This is a genomic window from Mycobacterium sp. 1081908.1, from assembly GCF_001673535.1.
Taxonomy (GTDB): domain Bacteria; phylum Actinomycetota; class Actinomycetes; order Mycobacteriales; family Mycobacteriaceae; genus Mycobacterium.
The window spans coordinates 1-19,582 of the sequence record NZ_LZLY01000037.1; the positions used below are offsets into that span (position 1 = coordinate 1).

Annotated in this window: 16 protein-coding genes and 1 pseudogene; 10 read left to right on the forward strand and 7 right to left on the reverse strand. The window is 70.9% G+C overall.

The window, feature by feature from the left end; genetic code table 11:
- The 3 genes and pseudogenes from A5655_RS28195 to A5655_RS06140 all read left to right on the forward strand — a co-directional run.
- Positions 1-193, forward strand: a pseudogene (locus A5655_RS28195) (hypothetical protein); the annotation flags it as partial.
- Positions 194-264: 71 nt separating this feature from the next.
- Entirely contained in the window at positions 265-3,582 is a 3,318-nt protein-coding gene (locus A5655_RS06135) for a DUF2126 domain-containing protein (protein WP_067006808.1), read from the forward strand.
- The gene (locus A5655_RS06140) at positions 3,583-6,216 is read left to right on the forward strand and encodes a circularly permuted type 2 ATP-grasp protein (protein WP_067006811.1); all 2,634 of its coding nucleotides are present in this window, start codon (positions 3,583-3,585) and stop codon (positions 6,214-6,216) included.
- On the opposite strand, the gene A5655_RS06145 is transcribed toward A5655_RS06140, so the two are convergent.
- From A5655_RS06145 to A5655_RS06155, 3 genes are read right to left on the reverse strand one after another with little or no spacing between them, the layout of a single operon-like run.
- On the reverse strand, positions 6,213-6,821 hold the full coding sequence (locus A5655_RS06145; protein WP_067006813.1) for a class I SAM-dependent methyltransferase: 609 nt from the start codon (positions 6,819-6,821) through the stop codon (positions 6,213-6,215). The genes A5655_RS06140 and A5655_RS06145 overlap by 4 nt on opposite strands.
- Before the next feature lie 10 nt (positions 6,822-6,831).
- Positions 6,832-7,884 (reverse strand): putative zinc-binding metallopeptidase, encoded by a 1,053-nt coding sequence (locus A5655_RS06150; RefSeq protein WP_067006815.1) that lies wholly within the window; start codon positions 7,882-7,884, stop codon positions 6,832-6,834.
- Positions 7,877-8,797, reverse strand: coding sequence for a transglutaminase family protein (locus A5655_RS06155; RefSeq protein WP_067006817.1), 921 nt, complete (start codon positions 8,795-8,797; stop codon positions 7,877-7,879). Before A5655_RS06155 ends, A5655_RS06150 begins: the two co-directional genes overlap by 8 nt.
- A gap of 72 nt (positions 8,798-8,869) precedes the next feature.
- Between A5655_RS06155 and A5655_RS06160 the strand changes: the two genes are divergently transcribed.
- Positions 8,870-9,259: an MmcQ/YjbR family DNA-binding protein gene (locus tag A5655_RS06160; protein WP_067006820.1), complete on the forward strand. Its 390-nt coding sequence runs from the start codon at positions 8,870-8,872 to the stop codon at positions 9,257-9,259.
- Here the strand turns inward: A5655_RS06160 and A5655_RS06165 are convergent.
- The 3 genes from A5655_RS06165 to aspS are packed head-to-tail and all read right to left on the reverse strand — an operon-like array spanning position 9,254 to position 12,554.
- The gene (locus A5655_RS06165) at positions 9,254-10,285 is read right to left on the reverse strand and encodes an aromatic acid exporter family protein (RefSeq protein WP_067006823.1); all 1,032 of its coding nucleotides are present in this window, start codon (positions 10,283-10,285) and stop codon (positions 9,254-9,256) included. The two genes, A5655_RS06160 and A5655_RS06165, sit on opposite strands and share 6 nt — an antisense overlap.
- Positions 10,286-10,296: 11 nt before the next feature.
- On the reverse strand, positions 10,297-10,731 hold the full coding sequence (locus A5655_RS06170) for a nitroreductase family deazaflavin-dependent oxidoreductase (protein WP_067006826.1): 435 nt from the start codon (positions 10,729-10,731) through the stop codon (positions 10,297-10,299).
- Entirely contained in the window at positions 10,728-12,554 is a 1,827-nt protein-coding gene (aspS, locus tag A5655_RS06175) for an aspartate--tRNA ligase (protein ID WP_156764730.1), read from the reverse strand. Before aspS ends, A5655_RS06170 begins: the two co-directional genes overlap by 4 nt.
- On the opposite strand from aspS, the gene A5655_RS06180 reads away from it, so the two are divergent.
- Genes A5655_RS06180 through A5655_RS06200 form a run of 5 tightly spaced genes read left to right on the forward strand, consistent with a single transcriptional unit; the run spans position 12,553 to position 17,451 of the window.
- Positions 12,553-13,530 (forward strand): alpha/beta hydrolase, encoded by a 978-nt coding sequence (locus A5655_RS06180; RefSeq protein ID WP_231999084.1) that lies wholly within the window; start codon positions 12,553-12,555, stop codon positions 13,528-13,530. The two genes, aspS and A5655_RS06180, sit on opposite strands and share 2 nt — an antisense overlap.
- 12 nt (positions 13,531-13,542) lie before the next feature.
- Entirely contained in the window at positions 13,543-14,430 is an 888-nt protein-coding gene (locus A5655_RS06185) for an oxidoreductase (protein ID WP_197508612.1), read from the forward strand.
- A gap of 9 nt (positions 14,431-14,439) precedes the next feature.
- Complete coding sequence (locus A5655_RS06190) at positions 14,440-14,943, forward strand: SRPBCC family protein (RefSeq protein ID WP_067006832.1); 504 nt, start codon at positions 14,440-14,442, stop codon at positions 14,941-14,943.
- Positions 14,944-14,952: 9 nt separating this feature from the next.
- Positions 14,953-15,831: a neutral zinc metallopeptidase gene (locus A5655_RS06195; protein WP_067006835.1), complete on the forward strand. Its 879-nt coding sequence runs from the start codon at positions 14,953-14,955 to the stop codon at positions 15,829-15,831.
- 12 nt (positions 15,832-15,843) lie between these two features.
- On the forward strand, positions 15,844-17,451 hold the full coding sequence (locus tag A5655_RS06200; RefSeq protein WP_067006851.1) for an MFS transporter: 1,608 nt from the start codon (positions 15,844-15,846) through the stop codon (positions 17,449-17,451).
- Positions 17,452-17,466: 15 nt separating this feature from the next.
- On the opposite strand, the gene A5655_RS06205 is transcribed toward A5655_RS06200, so the two are convergent.
- The gene (locus A5655_RS06205; RefSeq protein ID WP_067006838.1) at positions 17,467-17,895 is read right to left on the reverse strand and encodes a hypothetical protein; all 429 of its coding nucleotides are present in this window, start codon (positions 17,893-17,895) and stop codon (positions 17,467-17,469) included.
- 48 nt (positions 17,896-17,943) lie between these two features.
- Between A5655_RS06205 and A5655_RS06210 the strand changes: the two genes are divergently transcribed.
- Positions 17,944-19,509, forward strand: a complete 1,566-nt coding sequence (locus A5655_RS06210) for a metallophosphoesterase family protein (RefSeq protein ID WP_067006841.1) — start codon at positions 17,944-17,946, stop codon at positions 19,507-19,509.
- Positions 19,510-19,582 lie beyond the last annotated feature (73 nt).

Here is a 19,582-nt window from a genome sequence, read left to right on the forward strand (position 1 = left end):
GGCGGCCATCCTGGTCGGGCTGGTGGTGTGCGGCCTGGGCATCCTCGTCGGCGGGCCGGTCGCCGCGCTCATCGGGATCTACGCCTACCGCAAGCTGTCCGGCGGCCAGGTCGTCCCGTTGGAGCAGCCGGGCGGTGGTTACCAGGCCGGGCCGCCCCCGCGCGGGCCGCCGCCGGGCCCCCAGTACGGGTAGGCCGGGGGACCAAGGGGGTTCGCCGATTGCGCCGCGCTGCGACCTTGTGGCGCTTGTGATGCAATCAGCGGGTGAGCATCAAAGTTGCGCTGGAGCACCGCACCAGCTACACCTTTGACCGGCTGGTCCGGGTCTACCCGCACGTGGTGCGGCTGCGCCCGGCCCCCCATTCCCGCACGGCCATCGAGGCGTACTCGCTGCGCATCGAGCCGGGCGAGCACTTCGTCAACTGGCAGCAGGACGCCGTCGGCAATTTCCTTGCCCGGCTGGTGTTTCCGAATCCCATGAGCCGGCTGACCATCACCGTCGGGCTCATCGCCGACCTCAAGGTGATCAACCCGTTCGACTTCTTCATCGAGGACTGGGCCGAGAAGTGGCCGCTGGCCGGGTGGGTCTACCCCAAGGAGCTGGCCGACGACCTCAAGCCGTACCTGCGGCCGGTCGACGAGGACGGCGAGGGGTCGGGCCCCGGCGAGCTCGCGCGGGCCTGGGTGGGCAACTTCCGGGTGCCCGACGGCACCCGCACCATCGACTTCCTGGTCGCGCTCAACCGCGCCGTCAACGCCGACGTCGCCTACAGCCTGCGGATGGAACCCGGTGTGCAGACACCGGATTTCACGCTGCGCAACGGCGTGGGCTCGTGCCGGGACTCGGCGTGGTTGTTGGTGTCGATCCTGCGCCAGCTCGGGCTGGCCGCCCGCTTCGTGTCGGGCTACCTGGTGCAGCTGGCCTCCGACGTCGAGGCGCTCGACGGGCCGTCGGGACCCGCCGCCGACTTCACCGACCTGCACGCGTGGACCGAGGTGTACATCCCCGGCGCGGGGTGGATCGGGCTGGACCCGACGTCGGGGCTGTTCGCCGGCGAGGGCCACATCCCGCTGGCGGCCACGCCGCACCCGGCGAGCGCGGCGCCCATCAGCGGCGGCACCGAGCCGTGCGAATCGATCCTGGAGTTCTCCAACACCGTCACCCGCGTCCACGAGGATCCGCGGGTCACGCTGCCCTACACCGACCAGGCCTGGCGGACCATCCGCGACGTGGGGCGCCGCGTCGACGAGCGGCTGGCCGCCGCCGACGTCCGGCTGACCGTGGGCGGCGAGCCGACGTTCGTCTCGGTCGACAACCAGGTCGACGAGGAGTGGACAACGGCCGCCGACGGCCCCCACAAGCGGCAGCGGGCATCCGAGCTGGCCGCCCGGCTGAAGTCGGTGTGGGCGCCGCAGGGGCTGATCCAGCGCGGGCAGGGCCGGTGGTATCCGGGAGAACCGTTGCCGCGCTGGCAGATCGCGCTGTACTGGCGCACCGACGGCCGGCCGCTGTGGGCCGACGACGCGCTGCTGGCCGATCCCTGGAGCGCCGCGGCGGGTCGGGTCGACAAGGACGCCGCTCACGAGGTGCTCGCCGCGATCGCCGACGGGTTCGGGCTGCCGGCCTCGCAGCTGCGCCCGGCCTACGAGGACCCGCTGGCCCGACTGGCCGCCAAGGTGCGCAAACCCCACGGCGACCCGGTGAAGGCGGGCGCCGATCTCGGCCCGGACACCGACACCGCCGAGAACCGCGCCGCGCTGCTGGCCCGCCTCGACGAATCCACCACGGCCCCGGCCGCTTTCGTGTTGCCGCTGCACCGCCGCGACGACCAGCTCGGCTGGGCCAGCGCCAACTGGCGGCTGCGCCGCGGGCGCGTCGTGCTGCTGGAGGGCGACTCCCCGGCCGGCCTGCGGCTGCCGTTGGACTCGATCAACTGGCGCCCGCCCCGCGCGACGTTCGACGCCGACCCCCTGGCCGCGGACGGCGCCCTGTCGACGGAGGCGACGGACGCCGTCGTCACCGACCCCACCGGGGCGCCGCCGACCGCGATGGTCGCCGAGGTTCGCCACGGCCAGCTGTACATCTTCATGCCGCCCACCGAGGCGCTCGAGCACTTCGTCGACCTCATCGCCCGGATCGAGGCCGCGGCCGCCAAGACCGACTGCCCGGTGGTGATCGAGGGGTACGGCCCGCCGCCGGACCCGCGGCTGAAGTCGGTGACGATCACCCCCGACCCCGGGGTCATCGAGGTCAACGTGCCGCCCACCGCCAGCTTCGCCGAACAGACGCAGCTGCTGGAGACGCTGTACGAGCAGGCCCGGCTGGCACGGCTGTCCACCGAGTCCTTCGACGTCGACGGCACCCACGGCGGCACCGGCGGCGGCAACCACATCACGCTGGGCGGCGTCACGCCCGCGGACTCGCCGCTGCTGCGCCGCCCCGACCTGCTGGTCTCGCTGCTGACCTACTGGCAGCGGCACCCGGCGCTGTCCTACCTGTTCGCCGGCCGGTTCGTCGGCACCACGTCGCAGGCGCCGCGCGTCGACGAGGGCCGCTCCGAGGCGCTGTACGAACTCGAGATCGCGTTCGCCGAGATCGCCCGGCTGGGCGCGGGCGGGGCCGCCAAGCCCTGGGTGACCGACCGCGCGCTGCGCCACCTGCTCACCGACATCACCGGCAACACCCACCGCGCCGAATTCTGCATCGACAAGCTCTACAGCCCCGACAGCCCCCGCGGCCGGCTCGGCCTGCTGGAGCTGCGCGGCTTCGAGATGCCGCCGCACCTGCGCATGGCGATGGTGCAGTCGCTGCTGGTGCGTTCGCTGGTGGCGTGGTTCTGGGACGAACCGCTGCGCGCCCCGCTGATCCGGCACGGCGCCAACCTGCACGGGCGATACCTGTTGCCGCACTTCCTGATTCACGACATCGCCGACGTCGCCGCCGACCTGCGCGCGCACGGCGTGCCCTTCGAGACGAGCTGGCTGGACCCGTTCACCGAGTTCCGCTTCCCGCGCATCGGCACCGCCGTCTTCGACGGCGTGGAGATCGAGCTGCGCGGGGCGATCGAGCCGTGGAACACCCTCGGCGAGGAGGCCACCGCCACCGGCACGGCCCGCTACGTCGACTCCTCGGTCGAGCGCATCCAGGTCCGCATCATCGGCGCCGACCGCCACCGCTACGTGGTGACGGCCAACGGCTACCCGGTGCCGCTGCTGGCCACCGACAACCCCGACATCCACGTGGGCGGCGTGCGGTTCAAGGCCTGGCAGCCGCCCAGCGCGCTGCACCCGACCATCAGCACCGACGTGCCGCTGCAGTTCGAGCTCGTCGACCTCACCACCGGGACGTCGCGCGGCGGCTGCACCTACCACGTCGCCCATCCCGGCGGCCGCGCCTACGACGAGCCCCCGATCAACGCCGTCGAGGCCGAGTCGCGTCGCGCCCGCCGCTTCGAGGCGACGGGCTTCACCCCGGGCAAGCTGGACCTGTCCGCCATCAAGGAGCGGCAGGCCCGGATTTTCACCGACATCGGCGCGCCGGGCATCCTTGACCTGCGGCGCGTGCGTACCGTGCAGCAGTAAATGTCGTCCCTCGAAGTCCCCCCCGCCCACTACGACGCCGACCGGCTGCTGGCCGGATACCGGACCGCGCGGGCCCAGGAAGCGCTCTTCGACCTGCGGCACGGCCCCCGGGTCGGCTACGACGAGTTCGTCGACCGGGACGGCAACGTGCGGCCGGCGTGGTCCGAGCTCGCCGACGCGGTCGCCGAGCGCGGCCGGGCCGGGCTGAACCGGCTGCGCTCGGTGGTGGACAGCCTGATCGACAACGACGGCATCACCTACACCGAGGTCGACGCCGGCCGCGACGGCGGGCTGGAGCCCCGGCCGTGGCGCCTGGACACGCTGCCGATCGTGCTGTCCGCGGCCGATTGGGAGGTGCTGGAGGCCGGGCTGGTGCAGCGCTCGCGCCTGCTCGACGCCGTGCTCGCGGACCTGTACGGGCCCCGCGCCCTGCTCACCGAGGGCATCCTGCCGCCGCAACTGGTGTTCGGCCACCCCGGCTACGTGCGCCCGGCCAACGGCATCGAGGTGCCCGGGCACCACCAACTGTTCATGCACGCCTGCGACGTCAGCCGGGTGCCGGACGGCAGCTTCCAGGTCAACGCCGACTGGACACAGGCGCCGTCGGGCGCCGGCTACGCACTGGCCGACAGGCGCGTCGTGGCGCACTCGATTCCGGACCTCTACGAGCGGATCGCGCCGCGGCCGACGACCCCGTTCGCGCAGGCGCTGCGGCTCGCGCTCATCGACGCCGCGCCCGACGTCGCCCAGGACCCGGTGGTCGTGGTGCTGTCCCCCGGCATCTACTCCGAGACCGCGTTCGACCAGGCGTATCTGGCCACCCTGCTGGGCTTCCCGCTGGTGGAGAGCGCGGACCTGGTGGTGCGCGACGGCAAGCTGTGGATGCGCTCGTTGGGCACGCTGAAACGCGTCGACGTGGTCCTGCGCCGGGTCGACGCGGAGTACACCGACCCACTGGACCTGCGCGCCGATTCCCGCCTCGGCGTCGTCGGGCTGGTGGAGGCGCAGCACCGCGGGACGGTGACCGTGGTCAACACGCTGGGCAGCGGCATCCTGGAAAGCCCTGGGCTGCTTCGGTTTCTGCCGCAGCTGGCCGAGCGGCTGCTCGACGAGGAGCCGCTGCTGGCGACCGCGCCGGTCTACTGGGGCGGCGTCGCCGGCGAACGCTCGCACCTGCTGGCCAACCTGTCGTCGCTGCTGATCAGATCCACAGTCGGCGGGAAAACCTATGTCGGGCCGACGCTTTCGTCCGCGCAGCTGGCCAACCTGGCCGCGTGCATCGAGCACATGCCGTGGCACTGGGTCGGCCAGGAGCTGCCGCAGTTCTCCTCGGCGCCCACCGACCACACCGGCGTGCTGTCGTCGGCCGGGGTGGGCATGCGGCTGTTCACGGTCGCCCAGCGCGGCGGCTACGCGCCGATGATCGGCGGCGCCGGCTACGTGCTGGCCCCCGGCCCCTCCGCGTACACGCTGAAAACCGTTGCGGCCAAAGATGTCTGGGTGCGTCCGACCGAGCGCGCGCGGGCCGAGACGGTGACCCTGCCGTCCGCGCCGGAACCGGCGAAGACCGCCGCCGGCACCTGGGGGATCAGCTCACCGCGCGTGCTGTCCGACCTGTTCTGGATGGGGCGCTACGGCGAGCGCGCCGAGGGAATGGCCCGGCTGCTCATCGTCGCCCGCGACCGCTTCCACGTCTACCGGCACCAGCAACACACCGAGGAAAGCGAGTGCGTCCCCGTGCTGATGGCCGCGCTGGGCCGCATCACCGGCAGCGACACCAGCGCCGGGTACGGCGACACCGACGACCACGCGGAGATGATCGCCGTCGCCCCCTCGATGCTGTGGTCGCTGACCCTGGGCCCGAACCAGCCCGGGTCGCTGGTGGGTTCGGTGGACGGGCTGGCGCTGGCCGCCCGGGCGGTGCGCGACCAGCTGTCCAACGACACGTGGACGGTGCTGGCCGGGGTGGAGCGCGCGCTGGCGTTGCGGTCCGAGCCGCCGGACTCGCTCGCCGAGGCCGACGCCCTGCTCGCGTCGGCGCAGGCCCAGACGCTGGCCGGGATGCTGACGCTGGCCGGGGTGGCGGGCGAGTCGATGGTGCGCGACGTCGGCTGGACGATGATGGACATCGGCAAGCGCATCGAACGCGGGCTGTGGCTGACCGCCCTGCTGCGGGCCACGCTGACCACCGTCCGCCGCGCGGCCGCCGAACAGACGATCATCGAGGCGGCGCTGGTGGCGTGCGAGTCGTCGGTCATCTACCGGCGCCGCACCGTGGGAAAGGTCAGCGTCGCCGCGGTGGCCGAGTTGATGCTGTACGACGCCAGCAACCCGCGGTCGCTGCTGTACCAGCTGGAGCGGTTGCGGATCAACCTCAAGGACCTGCCCAGCTCGTCGGGATCGTCGCGCCCCGAGCGGTTGGTGGAGGAGATCAACACGCTGCTGCGCCGCTCGCACCCCGAGGAGTTGGAGGAGATCACCGACGGGCGCCGCGCGCAGCTGGCCGAACTGCTCGACGCGATCCACGCCGAGCTGCGCAACCTGGCCGAGGTCATCACCGAGACGCAATTGCGGTTGCCGGGCGGGTTCCAGCCGCTGTGGGGGCCCGACGAACGCCGGGTGATGCCGGCCTAGCCGCGATCGCGCCGCGCCAGCCAGACGGTGCGCAGGCCACAGCCGGGGTCTTCCGCAATATGCGCTACCACCTCGAAACCGTTGTCGTGCAACAGCGCATGGTATTCGGCGCTGTCCAGGCTGGCATGATAAAGGCGCTCGCCCCGGTAGGTTCCGATTCGCTCGCCCGCCGACGGGCCGCTGGTGAACATCAGCGCCCCACCCGGCGCGGAATGGTGGGCGAATACCGGGAACATGCGGCGCTGATCTGCCGGAGGCAGATGAAACAGGCTGTCCCATACGATGATTCCCTGGAACTCGCGGTCCAGGACTAGTGCCCGCATGTCGCCGACGTGCCATTCGTGTTCCGGGAACCGATCAGCACACAGACCGATCATTGCGCTGGACGCATCGACGCCGGTCACCCGGCAGTCACGTCCGACGAGGTACTGTGCGATCGGCGCGCCGCCTCCACAGCCGATGTCAAGCACACTGGCGGGTTGCGGAATCGCTGCTAAAAACCTATCCAGCCACGCCTTTTCGACGAGGATCTCACCGCGATCACGAGACCAGACGCCGGCATGACGTTGGTAAATCCCGATGACCCCCTCGGCGTCGGATCCCATGGACCCAACGCTACGCGCCGACGGCCGCGGGCCCGCGCAACTCCGAGCTGACCTCGTCGATCACGTCGTGGATGAACTGCATCTTGTCCAGCACGGCGACCGGCAGCACGAATGGGTACATGTCGTCGTGGCCCATCGAGCGGTTCACCATGTTCAGCGACCACGACAGCGGCAGCCACATCTCGATGATGGTGGGAAAGGCGCTGGGGCCCAACGCCGGACGGTCGAAGGTCGCCGACGCCGGCGCCAGGCCGCACCAGGCCGAGGTGTCCAGCGCGTCGCGGATGTGCAGGTAATGGGCGAAGGTCTCGGCCCAGTCCTCGGCGGGGTGCATGGTCGCGTACGACGAGACGAAGCTTTCCTGCCAACCCTCGGGTGCGCCCTCGGCGTAATGACGGTCCAGCGCCTCCTGATAATCGGCGTCGGGATCGCCGAACAGTTCGTTGAACCGCGCCACGTTGTCGCTCGACGGCGTGATCAGCCGGTAGAAGTAGTAATGCCCCACCTCGTGCCGGAAGTGCCCGAGCAGGGTTCGGTACGGCTCGTCCATCTCGACCCGCAGCTGCTCGCGGTGCACGTCGTCGCCCTCGGCGAGATCCAGTGTGATGATGCCGTTTTCGTGCCCCGTGAACACCTTCTCGTGCGCGCTGGACAACAGCCGGAACCCCAACCCGTAGTCGGGATCGCGGTCCCGCCCGACGATCGGCAGCTTCAGCTCGTGCAGCTCGGCGATCAGCCGTCGCTTGGCCGCCTCCGCGCGGGCGAACGCGGCCAGGCCGTCGACGTCGTTGTCGTTGGGTCGCTCCAGCGTCAGCGCGCACGACGTGCACAGCCCGCCGCGGTCGTTGCGGGGGACGAGCCAATTGCATTCCGCCAGATGAAGATTGGCGCACAGCTCATACTCGTCGGCATCAACGGCGCCGGCGTGCTCGTCGTTGCCTTCGGTGATCACCAGCAGGGCCATCTGCTCGAGCGAGAACCCCAGCGAGCTGCCGCACGACAGGCACGCCGAGTTCTCGAACGCCAGGCGCTGGCCGCACTTGGGGCAGTGAAAGTCACGCATGCAACGCGTCGCCCCCAAACGGCACGACGTCGACCGCGACGTCGATCACGCTGTGTTCGGAGTTGGTGTAGATGATGCCGCGCAGCGGCGGCACGTCGGCGTAGTCACGCCCGCGGCCGACGATGATGTAGCGCTCGTCGACCAGCTGGTCGTTGGTGGGATCCAGGCCCAGCCACTCGAACCGGCCGGGCTCCTGCGGGGTCCACACTCCCGCCCAGGCGTGGGTGGCGTCGATGCCGATCATCCGATCCTTCCCCGGTGGTGGGTCGGTGGCCAGGTAGCCGGACACGTAGCTGGCCGCCAGACCGTTGGCGCGCAGGCAGGCGATCGCGAGCCTCGCAAAGTCCTGACATACCCCTTCCCGGGCCGCCAGAACCTCGTCGACCCCGGTGGAAATCGTCGTCGACCCTGAGCGGTAGGTGAAGTCGGTGAAGATCCGCGACGTCAGGTCGCGCATCACCTCGACCAGCGGGCGGCCCGGCTCGAAGCTGGGTGCGGCGTACGCGCGGACCGCGTCGGTGATCTCCGGCGGGTCCAGGTCCAGGGTGAACTCGGTGGCGAGCGCCCCCCTGCGCCCGGCCGGGCGGGCGGCCTCCCACGGCTGCACCGCCGGCCCGCTGGTGTAGCGCTCCGGGGGCGGCGGATACACGTCGACGATGGAGTCGCCGGTGATGGTCAGGGACTGGTGCGGCTCGGTGACGTGGAAGTAGGAGCTGACGTTGCCGTAGCTGTCGCTGCTGGTGGAGCTGTCGGCGGGGGCCGGGTCGATGGTCAGCCGGTGCGCGATGCAGCGCTGCCGCGCCGAGTCCCGCGGCGTCAGGAAGGCGCGGCCATAAGAGCTGGTCACGACGTCGGAGTAGCGGTACTGGGTGCGGTGGGTGACCCGGTGCCGGCGGGCCTCGGCTTCTGACACAACGCTGATCCCATCACACCCCGTTTGCCGATCGCGAGCCAAGCGCGCCATATCGGGAGCACAATCGAAGGCGTGGCCACGTGGAACGACGTCGCCCGCATCGTTGGTGAGCTGGCACTTACCTCCGAGCCGTCCCCGCACGAGTGGCGGGTCGGCAAGAAGTTGCTGGCGTGGGAGCGGCCGCTGCGCCCGTCGGACCGCGAAGCCCTGGCGGACAGCGGCGTCGAGCCGCCCGAGGGCGACATCCTCGGCGTCCGGGTTTCCGACGAGGGCGTCAAGTTCGCGTTGATCGCCGACGAGCCCCGGGTCTACTTCACCACCCCGCACTTCGACGGCTACCCGGCGGTGCTGCTGCGGCTGGAGGAGATCGCGGTGCGCGACCTGGTCGAGGTGATCACCGAGGCGTGGCTGACGCAGGCGCCCAAGAAACTGGTGCAGGAGTTCCTGGCCGACTCGCTATGACCGCAGGTCGATGACCCGCTGCAGGTCGTCGACGCAGGCGCGGGCGGCGTCGGCGAGCACCACCTGTGTTTTCTCGCGGGCGCCGGCCTGCAGCTGCGACGCGTGGTGGCGGGCGGAGCCCAGGTACGCGCACGCCCCGGCGGGGTCGGAGTCGGCCAGCGCCGTCGCCGCGGCCAGCACCACCAGCACGCTGTGCACGGGCTGCGCGGGCGCGGCGCGGCAGCCACCGGCGGCCGGGGCGACGGCGCGGGCCAGTTCCAGCACCGAGCCGGCGAGCAGGGCCACGTGCACGGCCTGGTGATCGGCGGCCCGCACGGCGTCGCGCTGGCCCCAGCGCCGCGGCGCGACCCGCACGACCTGACGGGCGGTGGTGCGCGCCTCGATGAGCCCGCCGAGCTGTGCGTGCACCCGATCGACGGCCGACAGGGGCCAGTCGGGCGGGGCCTCCCGGCGCCCGGCGGCGAGGTCCGCGGCCCGCGTCAGGACGCCCTGCAGCACGCCGAACACGCCGATGCGCGCGCTGCGCAGCACCTGCAGGGGGTCCGCCGGGAACAGCAGGACGGCCACCACGATCGCCACGCCGCCGCCGATCAACGCGTCGTACACGCGCTCCCCGCCGACGTTGCTGCGGTACAGGGCCAGCACCAGGATCGCCGACACGGCGGTCTGGTTGGCGAACATCATCCCCTGCCCGATGCGGCCGTGGCCGATGAACACCGCGACCGACAGCGCGAGGAACGCGGCGACCCCGATGGCCAGCGCGCCCGGCCCGAGCACGCCCTGCACCGCGGTGCCGACCCCGATCCCGAGCGTCACGCCGATCATCATCTGGATTGCGCGCTGCGCGCGCAGCACGTTGCTGATGGACAGGGACACCGCCGCGGCGATCGGCGCGAAGAACGGCTGCGGGTGGCTCAGCAGGTCGTGCGCGATGTACCAGGACAGTCCCGCGGCGACCGAGGTCTGCAGGAGGTTGAACCACAGCGCGTGCAGCCGTTTGAGGCCGGCGCGCGCTGCTCGCTTCATCGCTCGCCGAGCTAGGCCGGCCGCAGCTCGAACAGCGGAATGACCCTGCTGGTCTTGGACTGGTATTCGGCGAAGCCGGGTGCCGCGGCCGCGACCTTGTCGAACAGCGAGTCGCGCTCGGCGCGCGGCAGCTCGTGGGCGGTCACGTCGAACGCGTCCGTGCCGATCTCCACGCGCGCCGCCGGGTTGGCCCGCAGGTTGTGCACCCAGGCCGGGCTGACGGGCGCGCCGGCGAACGAGCCGATGATGATCAGCTTGCCGTCGATGCGGAAGTAGGCCAGCGGGTTGACCCGGGGTTGGCCGGACTTGGCGCCCGTGGTCGTCAGGAGCAGCAGGTTGGCGCCCTCGAACTGGCCGCCGACCTTGCCCTGGTTGGCCCGGAATTCGTCGATGATGCTGGTGTTGAACGCGTTGATGGTGCCGGTGTCAGGCATTTCTTCGGTCATGCCCGCTCAACCTTCTCAGGCTTGGCGTCTATTCCGGACTCCTTGCGCTGCTGGGCCGTGATGGGCGCCGGCGCGTCGGTGAGCGGGTCGACGCCGCCGCCGGTCTTGGGGAACGCGATCACCTCGCGGATCGAGTCGACCCCGGACAGCAGCGCGTTGATCCGGTCCCAGCCGAACGCGATGCCGCCGTGCGGCGGCGCGCCGAACATGAACGCCTCCAACAGGAATCCGAACTTCTCCTCGGCCTCGGCCTTGTCCAGGCCCATCACGGCGAACACCCGCTCCTGGATGTCGCGGCGGTGGATACGGATCGAGCCGCCGCCGATCTCGTTGCCGTTGCAGACGATGTCGTAGGCGTCGGCCAGCACGCCGCCGGGATCGGTGTCGACGGCGTCCTCGAATTCCGGCTTGGGCGAGGTGAACGCGTGGTGCACCGCGGTCCACGCCCCGCTGCCGACCGCGACGTCGCCGGCGGCGGTCGCGTCCTCGGCGGGCTCGAACAGTGGCGGGTCGACCACCCACACGAACGCCCACGCGTCCGGATCGATCAGGCCCAGCCGCTTGGCGATCTCGCCGCGGGCCGCGCCCAGCAGCGCCCGCGACGACTTCACCGGGCCCGCCGAGAAGAAGATGCAGTCCCCCGGCTTCGCCCCGACGTGGCCGGCCAGGCCGGCGCGTTCGGCGTCGGACAGGTTCTTGGCCACCGGGCCGCCCAGCTCCCCGTCGTCGCCGACGAGCACGTAGGCCAGCCCCCGGTGCCCGCGCTGCTTGGCCCACTCCTGCCAGCCGTCCAGGGTGCGCCGCGGCTGGGACGCCCCGCCGGGCATCACGACCGCGCCGACGTAGGGCGCCTGGAAGACGCGAAACGTGGTGTCCTTGAAGAACTCTCCGCACTCGACGAGCTCGAGGGCGAACCGCATGTCGGGCTTGTCGGAGCCGAACCGCCGCATGGCGTCGGCGTAGCTGATCCGCGGGATCGGCGTCGGGATCTGATAGCCGACCAGCTCCCACAGCGCGGCCAGGATCTCCTCGGAGACGGCGATGACGTCCTCGGCGTCGACAAAGCTCATCTCCATGTCGAGCTGGGTGAACTCGGGCTGGCGGTCGGCGCGGAAATCCTCGTCGCGGTAGCAGCGGGCGATCTGGTAGTAGCGCTCCATGCCGGCCACCATCAGCAGCTGCTTGAACAGCTGCGGGCTCTGCGGCAGGGCGTAGAACGAGCCGGGGTGCAGGCGCGCGGGCACCAGGAAGTCGCGCGCGCCCTCCGGCGTCGACCGGGTGATCGTCGGGGTCTCGATCTCGACGAAGTCGTGCCGCGCCAGCACCCCGCGCGCGGCGGCATTGACCTTGGAGCGCAGCCGCATCGCCGCGGCCGGGCCGTCGCGCCGCAGGTCGAGGTAGCGGTACTTGAGCCGCAGCTCCTCGCCGGCGGGCTCGTCGAGCTGGAAAGGCAGCGGCGCGCTCTCGCCCAGCACGGTCAGCGAGGACGCGTTGACCTCGATGTCGCCCGTCGCGATCTCCGGGTTGGCGTTGCCCTCCGGCCGGATCTCCACGACCCCGGTCACCGCGACGCAGAACTCGGCGCGCAACCGGTGCGCCTGGGCCAGCACGTCGGCGGCGCGGAACACCACCTGCGCGACGCCGGACGCGTCCCGCAGGTCGATGAAGATGACGCCGCCGTGGTCGCGGCGCCGGGCCACCCAACCGGCCAACGTCACCTGCTGGCCGGCGTCGCTGCTCCTCAACGCACCGGCGGCATGGCTGCGCAGCACGAAATACTCCCCTTTTGCCCGATTTGAACGAAGGCCCAGTCTAGAGTGCATGAGCGACGTCGCCGCGGACGGATCAGGAGTGCACATGACCACGTATGCGTTCGACCCGGAAATCGCCGCCGTCGTTCCGCTGCTGCCCGATCTCCCGGGCGACGACCCGCTGGCCATCCGGGCGGCGCTGGCGGAGATGATCGCCCAGTTTCCGCCGCCGGACACCACCGGGGTGGGGATCGAGGACCGGCAAATCCCGGGCCGCGACGGGGATCCCGCGGTGCCGATCCGCATCTACCGGCCCGAGCGGCGCAGCGCTCCGGCCGCGATCTACCACGTGCACGGGGGCGGCTTCATCGCCGGCGATCTCGACACCGAACACGCCTCCAACGTCGCGCTGGCCCGCGAACTCGGCGTGGTCGTGGTGTCGGTCGATTACCGGCTCGCGCCGGAAACCCCGTTCCCCGGTGGGCTGGAGGACGTCTACGCCGGGCTGGTCTGGACGGCCGCGCACGCGGACGGACTGGGCGTCGACCCGCGGCGCATCGCCATCCAGGGCACCAGCGCGGGTGGCGGGCTGGGCGCCGCGCTGGCGCTGCTGGCCCGCGACCGCGGCGGGCCGCACATCGCCTTCCAGTTTCTTTCCGTGCCCGAACTCGACGACCGGCTGGCCACCGCGAGCATGACCGCGTTCACCGACACCCCGCTGTGGAGCCGCCCCCGGGCGGTCGTCAGCTGGGACTGTTACCTGGGTCCCGGCCGCGCCGGCGGCGACGACGTGTCGATCTACGCGGCGCCGGCCCGCGCCACCGATCTGGCCGGTCTGCCGCCCGCCTACGTCTCTGTCATGCACTTCGACCCGCTGCGCGACGAGGGCGTCGCCTACGCGCTGGCCATGCTGGCCGCGGGTGTGAGCGTCGAATTGCATTTGTTCCCTGGGACTTTCCACGGCTCGATGCTGATCCGGGACGCGGCGATCTCGAAGCGGGAGCAGGCCGAAACCGTCGCCGTGCTGCGCCAGGCGCTCGCGCTCTAGTAATTTCGGTTTATCGCCACCAACATCGCACTCGTCGGTCCCGGCGCCGTCGGCACGACGGTCGCCGCGCTGCTGCACAAGGCCGGGCATTCCGTGCTGGTGTGCGGCCGCACTGCCCGTGACGCCATCGAGCTGCGACCCGACGGCGCCGATCCGATCGTGGTGCCCGGCCCGGTGCGCACCGATCCCGGCGAGATCGCCGGCCCCGTCGACGTGGTGATCCTGGCGGTCAAGGCCACCCAGAACGACGACGCGGCCGGCTGGCTGGGCCGGCTGTGCGACGAACACACGATCGTCGTGGTGCTGCAGAACGGCGTCGAGCAGGTCGAGCAGGTGCAGCCGCACTGCCCGTCGTCGCCGGTGGTCCCGGGGATCGTCTGGTACGGCGCCGAGACCCAGCCCCAAGGGTGGGTGCGGCTGCGCACCGAGCCGCGGCTGGTGCTGCCGTCGGGACCCTCGGCGGAAACGGTGGCCGCGCTGCTGCGCGGCGCCGGCTGCCAGGTGGACTGCGACCCCGACTTCATCACCGCCGCCTGGCGCAAGCTGCTGGTCAACGCGCTGGCCGGGCTCATGGTGCTGACCGGGCGGCGGTCCGGGATGTTCCACCGCGACGACGTCGCCGCGCTGTCGCGGCGCTACGTGGCCGAATGCCTGGCCGTCGCGCGCGCCGCGGGCGCCCGGCTGCCCGACGACGTGGTCGACGAGCTGGTCGAGATGTTCCGTAAGGGCCCGCAGGACATGGGCACCTCGATGCTGTTCGACCGGGAGAACCACCGGCGGCTCGAGTGGGACATCCGCAACGGCGTGATCGTCCGCAAGGCCCGCCACCACGACCTGGCGACACCGATCAGCGACATCCTGGTGCCGCTGCTGGCAGCGGCGAGCGACGGGCCGGGTTAGGTTAGGGCCATGTTCCCTTGCGAGCGTGTCGACCTGGGCTTCGTAGATACCGCGCCGTTCCGTTTCCGCAACAGGGTCGACCTCGCCGTCACACCCGAGCAGCTGTTCGAGGTGCTCGGCGACGCCGAGTCCTGGCCGCGCTGGGCGCCGGTGATCACCAAGGTGACGTGGACCAGTCCCGAGCCGCGCGGCGTCGGCACCACGCGGATCGTCGAGATGCGCGGCGGCATCGTCGGGGACGAAGAGTTCCTCGCCTGGGAACCGTTCACCCACATGGCTTTCCGGTTCAACGAGTGCTCGTCGAAGGCCGTCGCGGCGTTCGCCGAGGACTACCGGGTGGAGGTCATCCCGGGCGGCTGCCGGCTGACGTGGACGATGGCGCAAAAGCCGGCCGGCCCGGCCCGGCTGGTGATGCCGTTATTCGGACCGCTGCTCAACCTGGGGCTGCGCCGGTTCCTGCGCAACCTGCGCGGCTACACCGACGCCCGGTTCCCCGTAACCCGGCAACCTTAGGAGCGTGCGATGACCTTCAACGAGGGCATGCAGATCGACACCAGCACGGCGTCGTCGTCCGGCGGGGGCGGGATGGGGATGGCCATCGGGGGCGGCGGGCTCGGGCTGCTGATCCTGCTCGGGGCGCTGTTTTTCGGCATCGATCCGGGCCGCATCATGACCCAGCAGCAGACGAACACCGGCGGCTATTCCGCGCCCGGCTTCGACCTGAGCCAGTGCAAGACCGGGGCCGACGCCAACAAGTACGTGCAGTGCCGCGTGGTCGCCACCGGCAATTCCGTGGACGCGGTCTGGCATCAGCTGATGCGCAACTACACCCGCCCGCACGTGCGCCTGTTCACCGGGTCCGTGGAGACCGGGTGCGGCCCGGCCACCACCGCGGTCGGCCCGTTCTACTGCCCCGTGGACCAGACGGCGTACTTCGACACCGACTTCTTCCAGGAACTGGTCGACCGATTCGGTTCCAGCGGCGGACCGTTCGCGCAGGAGTACGTCGTCGCGCACGAATACGGCCACCACGTGCAGCAGCTGCAGGGCGTGCTGGGCCGCGCCCAGCAGGGGGCGCAGGGCGCCGGGGGCAACGGGGTGCGCACGGAGCTGCAGGCCGACTGCTACGCCGGCATCTGGGCCCACTACGCGTCGACCGTCAAGCAGCAGAGCACCGGGGTGCCCTACCTGGAGCCCTTGAGCGACAAGGATATTCAGGACGCCCTGTCGGCCGCGGCGTCGGTGGGCGACGATCGCATCCAGAAGCAGGCGACGGGACGCGTCAACCCGGAATCCTGGACGCACGGCTCGTCGGCGGAGCGGCAGAAGTGGTTCACCATCGGCTACCAGACCGGTGACCCCAACCAGTGCAACACCTTCGCCGCGACCGACCTGGGCTAGGTGCTGCCCCTCATGGCGATCCGCGAGCGTGTCGAGGATGGGCAGGCGTCGGCGTGGGCGCCGTTGCGCAATCGCATCTTTCGCAACCTGTTCATCGCGCAGTTCGTCTCCAACATCGGGACGTGGATGCAAAGCGTGGCGGCGCAATGGTTCCTGATCGAGGACCACAGCAGCGCCACCGTCGTGGCTCTGGTCCAGACGGCCAGTCTCGGCCCGACGCTGCTGCTGGGAATGTTCGCCGGCGTGCTTGCCGACCTGTTCGATCGGCGGCGCCTGCTGATGGTCCTGCAGTCGTATGCGGTCGTGGTCGCGCTGGCTCTCGCCGCGGTGACCTACCTCGGTCGGCTCACCCCGACGGCGCTGCTGCTGTTCACCGTGGCGATCGGCCTCGCCTCCGCGCTGACCGCGCCGGCCTGGCAGGCGATTCAGCCCGAAGTTGTGATGCGCGAGCAGATCCCCTCCGCCGCGGGCCTGTCAAGCGTCTCGGCGAGCATCGGCCGGGTGATCGGGCCGGCGATCGGCGGCGTCGTGGTCGCAATCGCGGGTCCGGCAGCGGTATTCGCGATCAACGCCGTTTCGTTCACCGGGATCATCTTCGCCCTGACCGCGTGGCAACGGCCCAAGCAACTCGCGCCGCTCGAACGGGAACGCCTCGGCCAGGCCGTCGTCACCGGATGGCAATACGTCGTCAACAGCCCGATTTTCCGTCGGATCTTGCTGCGCACAGCCCTTTTCGTGTTTCCCGCCTCGGCGGTTCTGGCCCTGTTGCCGGTGGCCGCCGCGCGCAGCTGGCACATGGGGGCCAGCGGCTACGGTGTGACGCTGGGGGCCATCGGCATTGGCGCGGCGCTCGCCCTCGCGGTACCCCCGTCGTGGCGCGAGAAGGTGCCTCCGAACGTGTTGCTCGCGGCGTGCGCCGCCGACTACGGTCTCGCGGCGCTCGCGGTGGCCCGGCTGTCGTTCATTGCGGCGGCGCCGTTACTGGTGTTGTCGGGGACGGCCTGGCTGCTCACGTTGACGACGTTGAACGCGGCGGCGCAGCTGCATCTGCCGCGCTGGGTCCGGGCGCGCGGGTTGGCGATGTATCTGCTGGTCTTCACCGGATCGCAGGCGGTCGGCGCCTACCTCTGGGGTCTCATTGCCACGCGGGACGGGCTCGACGTCGCGCTGACCTGGTCGGCGGTGCTGCTGGGGGTCGCCGCCCTCAGCGTCGCCATGTTTCCGTTGCGGGCGGCCACCGGCAAGCTGAGCCGCGCCATCTCCACTTGTTGGGTGTCGCCGAGCATCATGTTCGAACCGCGCCCCAACGACGGGCCCGTGCTGATCACCGTCCGCTACCGGGTCTCGACGGAGAACCTCAACGCGTTCGTCGACGCGATGAGCGCGGTCCGGCGGTCACGCCTGCGAACGGGCGGCCACAGCTGGCGGCTCTACCGAAACCTGGAAGAACCCGACATGGTCCTCGAGCGGTTCACCGTGCCGTCGTGGACCGAATTCGAACGCCAGCACACCGAGCGCTGGCTGGAGTCCGACCACGACGCCGCGGCCAAGGCGGCCAGCTACACCGTCGACGACAGCCGGCGACACGAGTACTACCTGGCCGTGCGCGTGCAGCATTGAGCCGGCGCCGGTCGGCTAGCCGGGCCGGCAGGTGACGGTGGTGGTGGCGTCCGCGTGCGCGACCACCTGGCCGTCGACGGCGATCTCGCAGTGGAACTGGGCGGGGCCGTTGCCCGAATCCGGCCAGTGCAGCATGCCGCTGGCGGTGATGGTCGCGAACTGGTTCGGGTTCGCCAACGTGGCGGTGTAGGTGACCGGCGCTCCCCCGCTCAGCGGCGCCTGCACGCTCGTCGTGAACTTCGACGGGTCGGCGCTGTAGGCCGCCTGGCTGGGCGGATCGGAACTCACGTAGCTGACCGTGGCGGTCAGATTGTTGGGGCTCGTCACGGTGTAGGTCACTTGGTGGCCGTCCGCATGCGAGATCGCGGGCATGAAAGCCTGTCCTGCGGCCGCCGCAAGCGTGGCCGCCGCGACCGCGCTGATCACTTTTCGCACGTTCGTCATATCGAAAACGCTACCGGATTCGTTACCTGCTTCGGGTATGAAGCAACCATGACCGACGTCCCGCGGATCAGCCGCCGCAGGCTGTTGACCACGAGCGCGGTCTCAGCCGCCCTCGGGGTGGGCATCGGGGGCGGGGCGGCGCTGCTGTGGTCGCAGTCGCGCGGGCCCGACGTGTGGCTTCAGCCGGACCGCAACGGCGCACCGCCGGTCACCGGCCTGCACCTGCAATTCGGTGCGAACGCCGCGACCGAGGTGGTGGTGTCGTGGCACACCACCGAGGCCGTCCGCAATCCGCGCGTCATGCTGGGCACCCCGGCCTCCGGGTTCGGGCGCACCGTCGCCGCTGAAACCCGCACCTATCGGGACGCCAAGTCCAACACCGAGGTTCGCGTCAACCACGCGCGCCTGACGGGCCTGATCCCCGACACCGATTACGTGTACGCCGCGGTGCACGACGGCGCCGAGCCCGGCGGCGGGACGGTGCGGACCGCCCCGTCGGGGCGAAAACCGCTGCGCTTCACCAGCTTCGGGGACCAGTCCACCCCGACGCTGACCAGGCTGCCGGACGGCAAGTACGCCACCGACAACATCGGGTCGCCCGCGGCCGCGGACACCACGCTGGCGGTCGAGCGCCTCGGCCCGCTGTTCAATCTCGTCAACGGCGACCTGTGCTACGCCAACCTCGCCCAGGACCGCATCCGGACCTGGTCGAACTGGTTCGAGAACAACACGCGCTCGGCGCGGTTCCGGCCGTGGATGCCGGCCGCCGGCAACCACGAGAACGAATTGGGCAATGGGCCAATCGGTTACGGCGCGTACCAGGCCTACTTCGCGGTGCCGGATTCGGGGTCCAGCCCCGAGACCCGCGGCCTGTGGTACGCGTTCACCGCCGGCTCGGTGCGGGTAGTCAGCCTCAACAACGACGACGTGGCCTTCCAGGACGGCGGCAACTTCTACGTGCACGGTTACTCCGGCGGCGAGCAAAGGCGCTGGCTGGCGGGCGAACTCGCCGCCGCGCGGCGCGATCCCGAGGTCGACTGGATTGTCGTGTGCATGCATCAGACGGCGATCTCGACCGCGGACCGGACCAACGGCGCCGACCTGGGGATCCGCCAGGAATGGCTGCCGCTGTTCGACCAGTACGAGGTCGATCTGGTGCTGTGCGGCCACGAGCACCACTACGAGCGGTCGCATCCGTTGCGCGGGACGCTGGGCACCGACACCCGGACGCCGACACCCGTCGACACCCGCGACGATGTCATCGACTCGACCAAGGGCACGGTGCACCTCGTCATCGGCGGCGGCGGCACCTCCGCGCCATCCAACGGGATGTTCTTCCCCCAGCCACGGTGCCGCGTGGTGACCGGCGTCGGGGCGTTCGATCCCGGGATCGGCCGCAAGGCGCCGATCTACGTGATGGAGGACGCGCCGTGGTCGGCGTTTCGCGACCGCGACAACCCTTACGGCTTCGCGGCTTTCGACGTCGACCCGGGCGAGCCCGGCGGCAACACCTCGATCAAGGCGACGCATTACGCGCTGAGCGGGCCGTTCGGCGCGGTGACCGTGGTGGATCAGTTCACGCTCACCAAGGCCCGCCGCGACCGGCCCGCCTAGACGGTATGTGGGGCTGGGGCCTCGCTCACATGTGAACGTGGGTTGCCGTCAGGAAGTTGGTCCTGGCCGGTAG

Coding starts and splice junctions, on each gene's coding strand:
- A5655_RS06205 (WP_067006838.1), bottom strand. CDS start 17,895: ATGACGAACGTGCGAAAAGTGATCAGCGCGGTCGCGGCGGCCACGCTT.
- A5655_RS06195 (WP_067006835.1), top strand. CDS start 14,953: ATGACCTTCAACGAGGGCATGCAGATCGACACCAGCACGGCGTCGTCG.
- A5655_RS06140 (WP_067006811.1), top strand. CDS start 3,583: ATGTCGTCCCTCGAAGTCCCCCCCGCCCACTACGACGCCGACCGGCTG.
- aspS (WP_156764730.1), bottom strand. CDS start 12,554: ATGCACTCTAGACTGGGCCTTCGTTCAAATCGGGCAAAAGGGGAGTAT.
- A5655_RS06180 (WP_231999084.1), top strand. CDS start 12,553: ATGAGCGACGTCGCCGCGGACGGATCAGGAGTGCACATGACCACGTAT.
- A5655_RS06170 (WP_067006826.1), bottom strand. CDS start 10,731: ATGACCGAAGAAATGCCTGACACCGGCACCATCAACGCGTTCAACACC.
- A5655_RS06145 (WP_067006813.1), bottom strand. CDS start 6,821: ATGGGATCCGACGCCGAGGGGGTCATCGGGATTTACCAACGTCATGCC.
- A5655_RS06200 (WP_067006851.1), top strand. CDS start 15,844: ATGGCGATCCGCGAGCGTGTCGAGGATGGGCAGGCGTCGGCGTGGGCG.
- A5655_RS06210 (WP_067006841.1), top strand. CDS start 17,944: ATGACCGACGTCCCGCGGATCAGCCGCCGCAGGCTGTTGACCACGAGC.
- A5655_RS06190 (WP_067006832.1), top strand. CDS start 14,440: ATGTTCCCTTGCGAGCGTGTCGACCTGGGCTTCGTAGATACCGCGCCG.
- A5655_RS06150 (WP_067006815.1), bottom strand. CDS start 7,884: ATGCGTGACTTTCACTGCCCCAAGTGCGGCCAGCGCCTGGCGTTCGAG.
- A5655_RS06165 (WP_067006823.1), bottom strand. CDS start 10,285: ATGAAGCGAGCAGCGCGCGCCGGCCTCAAACGGCTGCACGCGCTGTGG.